8 protein-coding genes are annotated in these 12,348 nt (G+C 35.6%); 6 read left to right on the top strand and 2 right to left on the bottom strand.

Annotated elements, in window-relative coordinates; all coding sequences use genetic code 11:
• Positions 1 to 12 precede the first annotated feature (12 nt).
• Positions 13 to 3,204: a SusC/RagA family TonB-linked outer membrane protein gene (locus AC1RRQ_RS12470; protein ID WP_493023360.1), complete on the bottom strand. Its 3,192-nt coding sequence runs from the start codon at positions 3,202 to 3,204 to the stop codon at positions 13 to 15.
• A gap of 311 nt (positions 3,205 to 3,515) precedes the next feature.
• A complete protein-coding gene (locus AC1RRQ_RS12465) occupies positions 3,516 to 4,394 on the bottom strand; it encodes a helix-turn-helix domain-containing protein (protein WP_073417103.1) in 879 nt (292 codons plus the stop codon).
• A gap of 306 nt (positions 4,395 to 4,700) precedes the next feature.
• Here AC1RRQ_RS12465 and AC1RRQ_RS12460 point away from each other — a divergent pair, with 306 nt between their 5' ends.
• The 6 genes from AC1RRQ_RS12460 (at position 4,701) to AC1RRQ_RS12435 (ending at position 12,327) form a co-directional block, all read left to right on the top strand.
• Positions 4,701 to 5,837: a glycoside hydrolase family 26 protein gene (locus AC1RRQ_RS12460; protein WP_493023359.1), complete on the top strand. Its 1,137-nt coding sequence runs from the start codon at positions 4,701 to 4,703 to the stop codon at positions 5,835 to 5,837.
• Between the two features lie 40 nt (positions 5,838 to 5,877).
• Positions 5,878 to 7,269, top strand: a complete 1,392-nt coding sequence (locus AC1RRQ_RS12455) for an MFS transporter (RefSeq protein ID WP_493023358.1) — start codon at positions 5,878 to 5,880, stop codon at positions 7,267 to 7,269.
• Between the two features lie 31 nt (positions 7,270 to 7,300).
• Positions 7,301 to 8,491 carry a glycoside hydrolase family 130 protein gene (locus AC1RRQ_RS12450; RefSeq protein WP_493023357.1) on the top strand — a complete coding sequence of 397 codons (1,191 nt, stop codon included), beginning with the start codon at positions 7,301 to 7,303 and terminating at the stop codon, positions 8,489 to 8,491.
• A 6-nt stretch (positions 8,492 to 8,497) separates the two neighbouring features.
• Positions 8,498 to 9,688, top strand: a complete 1,191-nt coding sequence (locus tag AC1RRQ_RS12445) for an AGE family epimerase/isomerase (protein ID WP_493023356.1) — start codon at positions 8,498 to 8,500, stop codon at positions 9,686 to 9,688.
• Between the two features lie 5 nt (positions 9,689 to 9,693).
• Positions 9,694 to 10,923, top strand: a complete 1,230-nt coding sequence (locus tag AC1RRQ_RS12440; RefSeq protein WP_493023355.1) for a glycoside hydrolase family 26 protein — start codon at positions 9,694 to 9,696, stop codon at positions 10,921 to 10,923.
• Positions 10,924 to 11,040: 117 nt separating this feature from the next.
• Complete coding sequence (locus tag AC1RRQ_RS12435; protein ID WP_493023354.1) at positions 11,041 to 12,327, top strand: glycoside hydrolase 5 family protein; 1,287 nt, start codon at positions 11,041 to 11,043, stop codon at positions 12,325 to 12,327.
• The last annotated feature ends 21 nt before the right edge of the window (positions 12,328 to 12,348 follow it).

Below are 12,348 nucleotides of genomic sequence, written 5' to 3'. Positions count from 1 at the left end.
TTTTTTTAATTTTTAAAATTCTAAGTTAAGTCCAACTAAAAATGTTCTTGCTACCGGATATCTTCCGTTGTCAATTCCTGACAAAAGCACATTTTGATTAAATGAACCAATCTCTGGATCATAACCCGAATAATTAGTAAACGTATATAAGTTTTGAGCAGATCCGTACAATCTTAATCTCGATATCTTATATTTAGAAATAACATCCTGCGGTAAAGAATAGCCAAGCGTAATGTTTTGAATTCTTAAGTAAGAACCATCCTCAACATAACGATCAGAAATAAGCAGGTTCGTATTTGATGCATCAGCAATTGGTCTCGGATTATTACTTCCTGTATTAGTTGGCGAATAATAATCCATAGCGTCTACTAATTGATTATCATACAAAGAAGTATTGGTTGTACCCGCTCTTCTGGTCAAATTCATTACGTCATTTCCGTATGATCCCTGAAGAAAAATAGAAAGATCTACATTTTTGTATCTGAAATTATTAGTAAATCCGTAAGTGAATTTTGGATGCGGATTTCCAATAAAAGTTTTATCAGCAGCATCTATTTTTCCGTCACCGTTTACATCCACATACTTAACATCTCCCAAAGAAGTCTGTCCTGCTCCGGTTCCAACTGCCTGTCCAAACTGAAGCGGCGCATTATTCAATGCCGTTTGATCTTTAAAAATTCCGTCTGTTTTATATCCGTAAAACAATCCAATTGGATTTCCAACTGTTGTATTGGTAACCACAACCGGCTGATATCCGTTAGTATTAACTTCTTGAGTTAACACAATTCCGTTTGCGATTTCGTCCAGATTATTTTTGTAATGAGAAACAACTAAAGAAGCATCCCAGTTAAATTTTCCTGTAGATCTCATATCGTATCCTAAAGTAAGATCGAAACCTTTGTTAGTCATAGTTCCTAAGTTAGAATATGGGGCAGAAATTCCGCCATACTGACCGCCGCCGCCTGTTAAGTAAAGAGGCAATGGCACTTGGAACAAGAACCCTTCCGATTTTTTATCATACACATCAAAACTTGCAGAAAGTTTGTTGTTAAGCAAAGTAAAATCGATACCTAAGTTGGTTTGATTTAAAGATTCCCAAACTAAATCAGGGTTTGGATAATTTGATGGTAAAAAGCCGCTTCCTAAACCAGAATTTTGTGTTCCTAACATAGCCGAATAACTATTGTTTGGAATTTGCTGATTTCCGGTTTCTCCATATCCAATTCTAAACTTAATGTTGTCTACATATTTACGAGTTCCTTCCATGAAAGATTCGTTTGACAATTTCCAAGAACCCGAAATAGCATTGAAAACACCTTTTTGATTGTTTGTAGTTGGATCAAACTTAGAAGAAATATCTTGTCTGATCGAAGCTGTAATACTGTATTTATCATTAAAATCATAAATAATACGAGCAAAAAGAGACGAAAGCGAAGCACTGCCTTTATACTGCGTGATTGTATTATTATCAGGATCAGCTAAGTTGATCGTGTGAATTGTATTCGTTTTAAAATCATGAGCAGAGGCAACTAAACCTTCCCAATGAGAATCATTTGCTTCCTGACCAGCCAGAATCGTAAATTTATGTTTTCCGAATGTTCTGTCATACGTCAATAAATTTTTGATGTTTGTAGAATACCAGTTTTGTCTTCTCACATCTAAATCTGCTGTTACATTAGTCTGAGTTCCCCAGGCATAAGAAGGTCTAAAATCATCATTTTCTGAAAACTCTGTATTTGCTGCAATCTCAATACGATATTTTAATCCTTTAAAAATATCAGCTTCAGCATATACATTTCCTAAAAAGTTTTTTCTAACCAATTTATTCTCTCTTGTTAAAGCCTCAGCAACAGGATTATAATAGGTAACACTTTGTTCTGATGTTGGCGGACCCGCAAATGTACCGTCAGTATTTCTAACCGGAATATCAGGAGATTGTAATAAAGTATTTGAAATTAATCCTGAATAACTTTGGTTTACCGTAATTCTCTCATTTGTGATACCACCAGTTAAATTTCCTCCAATTCTTAACCAAGGTTTAATTTTTGAATCTAAATTCAATCTAACCGTATATCTTTTTAATCCAGAATTGATAATAGTTCCTTCGTTATCTAAATAACTTCCAGACAAATAATAACTCGTTCCGTCTTTAGCACCAGAAAAAGAAAGCTGATGACTATTAGAAATTGCGGTTCTATATACCTCATCCTGCCAGTTTGTACCAGCACCTAATAATTCCGGATGAGAAAATTCCTGACGAGTCTGAAATCCCCATTGTTTAGCCAGATTGGTTTTTAAAGTCGCATATTGCGAAAGTGTTAAAACATCTAGTTTATTTGATATTGTAGCAAAAGAAGTATAGTTTTCATAAGCGATTTTTCCTCCTCCTTTTTTACCCGATTTAGTCGTAATAATAATAACCCCGTTTGCTCCTCTTGATCCATAGATAGCAGTTGCCGAAGCATCTTTTAAAATATCCATAGATTCGATATCGCTTGGATTAATCATAGACAAAGGGCTCATGGCATTGTTCCCGCTTCCTCCAGAAGAAGAAAACCCGTCTTTACCAGCCAAAGCTTGTCCGCTAGTCGATTTTCCTGTAGCATCTCCGGAAATTGGCACACCATCAATTACATACAAAGGTTCGTTTGTTCCTGTAATAGATGTAGTTCCACGCACACGTACCGAAGCTGCACCACCCGGCTGACCCGAGTTATTGGTTACAGAAACCCCGGCCGCTTTACCCTGAAGCATCTGGTCGATAGAAACTTGTTTTAAATTTTCAATATCTTTTGATCGTACCGAAGATATGGCACCGTTTACATCTTTCTTTTTCTGAGTTCCATATCCAATTACAACAACCTCTTTTAAGTCTTCTGAAGTTGATTTTAAAGAAATATCAATTTTTGTTCTGCCGTTAATAGCAATTCTTTGAGAATCGAAACCTATAAAAGTTACTAATAAAGTTCCGTTTGAAGGAGCATCGATAGTATATTTACCATCAAAATCTGTAGAAGCTGTATTTTTTGAGCCAACAACAGAAATATTGGCTCCAGGAATTGTCATTCCTTTATCATCAGACACTACTCCTGATATTTTTACCTGAGCCGAAATAAAATTACTCGTCAGGAACAAGAATAAAATCAATGGAACTACTCTGTGGTTAGCATTCCAATGAATAAAGTTAGTCATTAGTTTTTTCATAATAAGTGATTGGTTAGTTTAAATTTGTTTATCTATAATTTAGATAGGAAAGAGCTCGATATAACATCTAAATTATTTAACAAATCTATAACAGAAGGAATTATCAAATCGATAGTATTCCATCATTTAATGATAATATTTTTACTATATCAGTTTAAAAAAACATATATCAAAATAAAACCAATCAAAAATTACATTATTCGCAATACACTCACCCTCAAGTAACCTAAATTATAAATAAAAGTTAACGAAAATGCCAAAATCAAACGTTTTCGTTAAAAATAATATTTATTAGTGAAAAAAAAGTATCACTATAAAATTCGTTTTAGACCAGAAAAATCTTCACGATATTGACTGGGAGTACAATTTTTAATAGCCTTAAAACTACGATTGAAGTTGGCAATATTATTAAAGCCAGACTTAAAAGCCACTTCAGAAACGCTCATATCTTTTTCAACTAGCCATCGGGCTGCATATCCAATTCTAATATCATTTATATAATTAACAAAAGTCTTTCCGGTGCGTTTTTTAATAAATCGGTTAAAAGAAATGATAGACATGCTGGCTACATTGGCAACATCTTCTAAAGTAATTTTATCTGCAAAATGTTTCTGCACATATTCATAAACCAGTTTCATTTTATCATAATCATCAAACTTATCATAATCGACTGTGTAAGTAGAAAGTAATCGCTGATTTCTGGAATTGGCCAAATCATATAATAAGGAAGTAATTTCCAGGAAATAATCCATACCATCCAGTTTAGAAAGCCTTACAAGTCTTGGAGTCAATTCTTCGGCCACTTTTTTAGAAAATAAAATCCCGTGAATCGAACGATTGAACATATCCCGAATTGGGTTCATAATACGTCTTGCCAACAGTGATTCATGAAACAAATCATTATGAAACTGAATCGTAATTTCATGGATTTTTTTGTTTGTGCATTTATTCAGCTCCCATCCGTGATATAAGTTCGGACCTATTAAAACCAGTTCAACATTGTCAATTTCTTCAATATTATCTCCCACTACTCGTCTTACTCCTTTTCCGTTTAAAATAAAATTGATCTCAAATTCAGGATGATAATGAACCGGAAAATCGAAACTATCTTTAACCCTGTCAAAAACCAAAAAACTATCTCCGGCAGAAAGCGGCGCGATCTCTCTATAAAAATTTTTAGCTGTACTCATTTTCTTAAAAACTGTTTTAGCAAAATTAGATTTCTTTTTTTCCTGCAATAATATGATATATAATTGATAAAATAATATTAATTAAGCTATAAACATCCATTTATCTTTGAAAAATAAAATTATCAACTTTACAAAAACAGTATTAATAATAAACATTAATCATTTTTAATACTTAACCTTTTTATAGTTTTAATAATTTTATCAGGAAAACAATACTGAATTACAAATAGAGAAAACAGCCTTCAGTAACAGGTATCCATTTTCAATGTAAAATTAGAAACCGACTGAAAAACAATATTTTCAAAAATGAAAAAACACTTTTTTAAACTTTTAATTACCGCATTATTAGGATCTTCCTGCGCTGCGCAGCAAAATAACAGTAATACTAATTTGTCACTTGCAGATAAAAAAGCATCACCTGAAACTATTTTGTTATATAAAAAGCTCAACCAGCTTACAGCAAAAGGGTACCTTTTTGGGCATCAGGATGACCTAGCTTACGGTGTAAACTGGAAATACGAAAACAACCGAAGCGACATTAAAGATGTAGTAGGCGATTATCCGGCAGTTTACGGCTGGGATATTGCGGGTTTAGAAAAAGACAATGCCAATAATATAGACGGCGTTCCTTTTACAAAAATGAAACAATACATTATAGAAGCTAACGAAAGAGGCGGCATCTCAACCATAAGCTGGCATTTTGATAATCCTGCAACCGGAAAAAGCGCTTGGGATAATACGCCAAACTCCCTTAAAACCATTTTACCGGGAGGCGAAAATCATCAAAAATTTACTTCATGGCTGGATAAAGCCGCGACTTTCTTTCTTTCGTTAAAAGACAAAAAAGGAAAAAACATTCCAATTCTCTTTAGACCTTATCACGAACTTACAGGAGGCTGGTTTTGGTGGGGAAAAGGAAATTGTACTCCAGAAGAATTTAAAACAGCATGGAAATTCACCTTTGAATACCTTCAGAAAAAAGGCGTTCACAATCTTATTTATGTGTACAATACCAGCAGTTTCAATACCAAAGAAGATTTCCTGGCCAATTATCCCGGTGATGATTTTGCCGATATGATAAGCTTTGATTCTTATCAAAATAATAATGATAAAGACGGACAAAAATTTATTGAAGAAGTTCAAAAGCAATTGAAAATCATCGACGAAATTGGTCATGAAAAGCACAAATTAATTGCCATTGCCGAAGCCGGTTACGAAGCTGTTCCGGATCCAAAATGGTGGACAGGAACTTTCTCTAAAGCCATTGGAAATTATAAAATTTCCTATGTTTTATTGTGGAGAAATCACGGATGGCAGGAAAACGAAAAGAAAATGCATTATTACGTCCCTTTTAAAGGACAGCTAAGCGAAAAGGATTTTATGGAGTATTACAATCTCGAAAAAACCTTATTTGAAAAAGACATAAAAAAAGCTTTAAAATAATCACCAAACTCAAAAATCAAAACCTTAAAATAACCACTCAATGCACGACAAAATTAGTTTAAAAGAAAAAATTGGTTACGGACTTGGAGATGCCGCTTCGTCTATGTTCTGGAAAATCTTTAGTATGTATCTTTTGTTTTTCTACACCGATGTTTTCGGATTAGCGCCTGCCGTTGTAGGAACCATGTTTTTGATTACCCGAATTTGGGATTCCTGTTTTGACCCAATTGTGGGCATTATTGCTGACAGAACTAAAACCAAATGGGGAAAATTCAGACCGTACTTATTATGGGTTGCCGTGCCTTTTGCCGTGATTGGAGTTTTAACTTTTTATACCCCGGATTTTGACGAAAAAGGAAAAATAATTTATGCCTATGTAACTTATTCTTTAATGATGATGATTTACTCTTTAATCAACGTTCCGTACGCATCACTTCTGGGTGTCATCTCGTCTGATAGAAAAGACAGAAACACCTTATCGTCTTACAGAATGGTCTTCGCATTTGGAGGCAGTCTTTTGGCACTTTGGCTGATTGAACCTCTTGTAAATTATTTCGGCGGAAGCCTAAATTCTAAAACAGGCTGGCTGGCTACAATATCTGTTTTTGGAGTTATTACAACCGCATTTTTCTGGGCTTGTTTTTTCTTTACTAAAGAAAGAGTAAAACCTATCGAAAACGAACAATCAAACCTAAAAGAAGATTTAAAAGACCTTTTAAAAAATAAACCCTGGTGGATTTTATTAGGAGCCGGAATCGGGACTTTGGTTTTTAATTCTATCCGAGACGGTGCTGCCGTTTACTATTTCAAATACTATGTAAGCAGTAATGTCAATTTTGATTTTTCACTTTTTGGAACCGATTTCCATATGACTCCTACCTCCATTTATTTGGTTTTGGGTCAGGCTGCCAATATCATCGGAGTTATAATTGCTACTCCTATTGCCAATAAAATTGGTAAAAAGAAAACCTTCTTTGGCGCCATGGCAATCGCTGCAATTCTAAGTTTAGTTTTCTATTTCTTCGGAAAAGAAGATGTATTCCTAATCATGAGTTTCCAGGTTTTAATCAGTATTTGTGCCGGCTGCATTTTCCCGTTAATCTGGTCAATGTATGCAGACAGCGCCGATTATTCGGAATGGAAACAAGGACGCAGGGCCACAGGATTGGTTTTCTCAGCCTCGTCAATGTCACAAAAATTTGGATGGACAATTGGCGGAGCCGGAACCGGATGGCTTTTAGGATATTATGGTTTTCAAGCCAATGTTGAACAGACAGCCGCAACCCAAAACGGAATTCAGTTAATGTTAAGCATCCTTCCTGCAATCGCAGCCGCAATATCAGTCGCATTTATTTTATTCTATCCTTTATCCGAAGAAAAACTGCAAACGATAGAACAAGATTTAAACGAAAAAAGAGACCACGCAAACTAAAAAAATAAATCAGATACCGAAATCAAAAAATATGACAACAATATCCTCTTCGACTACTTTTCAAAATAGAAAAGCAGCATTAGAAAAAGAACATAAAGCATTAATCGAGCAAAAAAATGCACCGCAGGAAAATGCCGGAAACGGAATTTACCAGCGTTATCAAAACCCTGTGGTTACCGCATCTCACGTTCCGTTAAACTGGCGTTTTGATTTAAACGAAAAAACAAATCCGTTTTTACAGGAAAGAATCGGGATGAATGCCGCCTTCAACGCCGGAGCAATGCAATGGAACGGAAAATACCTTTTGGCTGTTCGTGTAGAAGGCATCGACAGAAAATCATTTTTTGCCATTGCAGAAAGTCCAAATGGCGTAGATAATTTTAAATTTTGGGATAAACCCTGCGTGATTCCGCAAACCGAAGAACCAGATACCAACGTTTACGACATGCGTTTGATAAACCACGAAGACGGCTGGGTTTACGGTATTTTTTGTACCGAAAGAAAAGATCCAAAAGCGCCAAAAGGCGATACAAGTTCAGCCATAGCCAATGCAGGAATCGTACGCTCAAAAGATTTAGTAAACTGGGAAAGATTACCGGATTTAATTTCAAATACAGGACAACAGCGAAATGTAGTCTTGCATCCGGAATTTGTAAACGGAAAATACGCCCTTTACACACGTCCGCAAGACGGTTTTATTGACGTTGGATCTGGAGGCGGAATTGGTTTAGGATACGTTGACGATATGACAAATCCAGTCGTAAAAGACGAAAAAATCATTTTTGGAAAACAATATCATACCATTTATGAATTAAAAAACGGACTTGGCCCTGCACCTATTAAAACCGAAAAAGGCTGGTTACACTTGGCGCACGGAGTTCGAAATACTGCTGCAGGATTACGCTATACTTTGTATATGTTTATGACTGATTTAAATGACATTTCGAAAGTGACTCACGTTCCCGCCGGACATTTTATGGGCCCTGAAGGAATTGAAAGAGTGGGCGACGTATCGAATGTTTTATTTTCTAACGGATGGATTGAAGACGCTGACGGAACTGTTTATGTGTATTACGCATCATCAGATACAAGAATGCACGTTGCTGTTTCTTCGGTAGATAAATTGGTAGATTATGTGACCAATGCTCCGGCAGATACTTTTATTTCTGCAGGTTCTGTAAAAACAATAATCAGCCAAATCGAAAAAAATAATACAATTTAATACACCGTGTCAGCAAATCTAAAACAGCTTAAATCTGAAATAACAACCGAACTGGATTCGATTCTGAATTATTGGTCAAAACATACACTTGATAATCAAAACGGAGGTTTTGTTGGCCAAATTGATTTCAACGATCATATTATTGCCAATGCAGAAAAAGGTTCTGTTTTGAATTCCAGAATTTTATGGACATTTTCATCCAGTTATCCCATCACAAAAAAAGAAAGTCACAAAGAAATCGCCAAAAGGGCTTTTGAATATCTTTCAAAGCACTTCTATGATCCAGAATTTGGCGGTCTTTTTTGGAGCATTAATGCTGACAAAACACCAAAAGATACTAAAAACCAGATTTATGCTTTAGCTTTTGCTATTTATGGATTATCTGAATATTATGCTATTTCTCAAGATCAAAAAGCTTTAGAAATTGCTATTAACTTATACAAAAGCATACAAAAATACAGTTATGATCCTGTAAACAAAGGTTATCTCGAAGCTTTTACCCGCAATTGGCAGCCTATTGAGGATTTGCGTTTAAGCGATAAAGATGCCAACGAAAAAAAGACAATGAACACGCATTTGCATATTATTGAAGCTTATGCCAATTTGTTTAAAGTATGGAAAGATGAAACACTCCGAAATGACAGTATTGAACTTTTAGAAACCATAGAAAAACATTTCATTAATACCGAAACCGGACATCTTCGTTTATTTTTTGATGAAAACTGGATCGAAAAACCCGACGTGATTTCATACGGACACGACATTGAAGCTGCCTGGCTGTTATTGCATTGTGCCGAAGTTTTAGAAGATGAGAATCTAATTGCGCGCTATAAAAAACACGCCGTTCAAATTGCCGAAGTTACCAAAGAAGGATTAGACCACGATGGCGGCCTTTGGTATGAATTTGATCCGAAAGAAAACGAACTAATTGCCGAAAAACATTGGTGGGTTCAGGCCGAAGCTTTAATTGGTTTTTACAATGCTTACCAATTAACAGGAAATGAAGAATATCTGAAAGTCGTTCTTGAAAACTGGAATTTCATTAAAAAACACATTGTGGATCTTAAAAACGGCGAATGGTTTTGGGGAATTTACCGAGATTATTCTCCAATAGAAAAAGACAAAGCCGGATTCTGGAAATGTCCATATCACAACAGCCGCGCCTGTTTAGAGCTTATTAACCGAATTAAAACCTAAAAAAAATGAAGACTACATTTCTCAAAATAGCATTTTTAAGCCTCACCGTTCTAACATTTATAAGTTGTTCTTCGGATAAAGAATCAGATCCTGTCATTATCATTGATCCGCCGGTAGAAGTAGATCCTCTAACAACTCAAAATGCTGCAACATTTATGGTGGACGCAAATGCTACCAAAGAAACTGTCGCTTTATTTTATAATCTAAAAAAACTGGCTAAAACCAAAACGGCAATTGGACAGCAAGATGCTTTTAACAGTTTTTATCAAGACGCCGGAGGAGATTCTGACATCAAAAAAAACACAGGTTACGATCCTGCCATTATAGGTTCAGATTTTATGTTTATTACTGATAAAGAAAATAATGGCAAGCCTGAAAATTGGTTTTATCAACAAGAAGAAAAAATTGTTATTGATACAAAAGCTGCTTACGCGAAAGGCATAATCAATACGTTCTGCTGGCATTTGAGAGAACCAAATAAAGAAGCTTCTTTTTATGCGGCCGATATGACAACAGAAGAAAAAGCAGCCGCTTTTAAAAGTATTTTGCCAGGCGGAACCAATAACGAATGGTACAAGAAAAAACTAGATAAAATTGCCAGCGTAGTTTCAAATCTAAAAGGTGCAAATGGCGAATTGATTCCGATAATCTTCAGGCCTTTTCACGAATTTGACGGAAGCTGGTTTTGGTGGGGCGCTAATTTCTGCACGCCAGAAAAATACAAACAAGCGTACCAATTTACAGTTGATTATTTAAAAAACACAAAAGGCGTTCACAATATTCTCTACGCTTTTTCTCCGGACAATTCATACACTACCGAAACCAATTATTTAAGCCGATATCCTGGCGATAAATATGTTGATGTTCTTGGAATGGACAATTACGGAGATTTCAATAACCAAGGTCAAACGGGATCTGACAAAGCCAATGCGAAGCTGAAAATTCTTTCTGATTATGCTAAAGCAAAAGTAAAAATCGCAGCTTTAACCGAAACAGGTTATCGCGTTACCAGTACAACGCCGGCCATTACAGATTGGTTTTCAACTTTATTATACAATGCTTTAACCAAAAATGATATTCAAATAAGTTATGTAATGTTTTGGAACAATAACAAAGACGGATATTATGTACCAACTGGTTCTGCTCCAAACGCAGCCGATTTTAAAACGTATAGTTCTAAAGCAAAATCAGCGTTATTGAATACGCTGCCCAAAATGTATGAAATGCCGAAATAATAACGACGCATCTCATTGCGAGGAACGAAGCAGCCACCCAAACAATAAGCACATTTGCTGATAAAGTAAAGGATTGAGATTGCTTCGTTCCTTGCAATGACAATAACAAAACAAACCATGAAAAATAAACTTCTAAAAACTCTTGGATTAACTCTTATTTTTTCAGCAATCGCTTGTCAGGCGCAGGAAAAAATTACCATAAAAGGAAACCAATTTTATAAAGGCGATAAACCTTACGCCTACATTGGAACGAATTATTGGTACGGAAGTTTACTGGCTTCAAAAAAAGTGGGAGACAGAAAAAGACTATTGCGCGAACTCGATTTGTTGCAAAAAAACGGAATTGACAATCTGCGTATTTTAGTGGGTGCCGATGGCGGAAAATATGATTTTACCGTTCGTCCGGCACTGCAATACGAGCAGGGAAAATACGATGAAGATTTACTCGACGGACTTGATTTTTTAATCAGCGAAATGGGCAAACGTAAAATGTATGCCGTTTTATACCTAACCAATAACTGGGAATGGTCTGGCGGCATGTCGCAGTATTTAGAATGGAACGGAAAAGGTGCAATTCCGGTTCCTGCAATTCCGCCTAATACCTGGCCTCAGTTTATGGCATATACAGAACAGTTTCACAGCTGTGAACCTTGTATGAAAGCTTTAGAAAATCATGTAAAATTTATTATTGGAAGAACAAATTCGTATTCTAAAAAGAAATATACTGATGATAACACCATTATGGCGTGGCAGGTTGGGAATGAACCCCGCACTTTTACGCCGGAAAATGAAGCAAAATTTACCATTTGGCTGAATAACATCGTTGATTTAATTGATAATCTTGACAAAAACCACTTAATTTCGACAGGTTCTGAAGGTAAAAACAGTTCAAATGACAGCATGGAAATTTTTGAACGCACGCATCAGAATCCGAATATCGATTATTTAACGATGCATATTTGGCCCAAAAACTGGGGTTGGTTTAAAGCAGATAATCCAGAAAAAACATTACCAACGACTTTAGAAAATGCCGGAAAATATATTGACGATCACGTAAAAGTGGCAAACCATTTAAAACGCCCGATAATTATTGAAGAATTTGGTCTTCCAAGAGAAAACGAAAATTTAACAGCGGTATCTTCTGTTGCAAACCGAGATATCTTCTACAATTATATTTTTAGCCGGGTGGCCGAAAGTGTCAAAAATAAGGGTCCGCTGCAAGCTGCAAACTTCTGGGGATTTGGCGGTGAAGGAAAAGCAATTACTAAAGACGGAAAATGGAATCCAAGTGATCCTTTAACAACAGATCCGCCACAGGAACCACAAGGTTTGAATTCTGTTTTTTCTACCGATAAATCGACCTTAGAGATTGTAAAAAAATACAATTTAAAGTTGAAGAAATAATAATATTATCTCAACCCAATT

This window comes from Flavobacterium sp. GW821-FHT12A05, assembly GCF_058807735.1.
This window is presented reverse-complemented; position numbering and strand designations above follow the sequence as displayed.

Bases quoted from the DNA above. Each gene is read 5' to 3' on its own strand.
- AC1RRQ_RS12470 (WP_493023360.1), bottom strand. From the start codon at position 3,204: ATGAAAAAACTAATGACTAACTTTATTCATTGGAATGCTAACCACAGA.
- AC1RRQ_RS12465 (WP_073417103.1), bottom strand. From the start codon at position 4,394: ATGAGTACAGCTAAAAATTTTTATAGAGAGATCGCGCCGCTTTCTGCC.
- AC1RRQ_RS12460 (WP_493023359.1), top strand. From the start codon at position 4,701: ATGAAAAAACACTTTTTTAAACTTTTAATTACCGCATTATTAGGATCT.
- AC1RRQ_RS12455 (WP_493023358.1), top strand. From the start codon at position 5,878: ATGCACGACAAAATTAGTTTAAAAGAAAAAATTGGTTACGGACTTGGA.
- AC1RRQ_RS12450 (WP_493023357.1), top strand. From the start codon at position 7,301: ATGACAACAATATCCTCTTCGACTACTTTTCAAAATAGAAAAGCAGCA.
- AC1RRQ_RS12440 (WP_493023355.1), top strand. From the start codon at position 9,694: ATGAAGACTACATTTCTCAAAATAGCATTTTTAAGCCTCACCGTTCTA.
- AC1RRQ_RS12435 (WP_493023354.1), top strand. From the start codon at position 11,041: ATGAAAAATAAACTTCTAAAAACTCTTGGATTAACTCTTATTTTTTCA.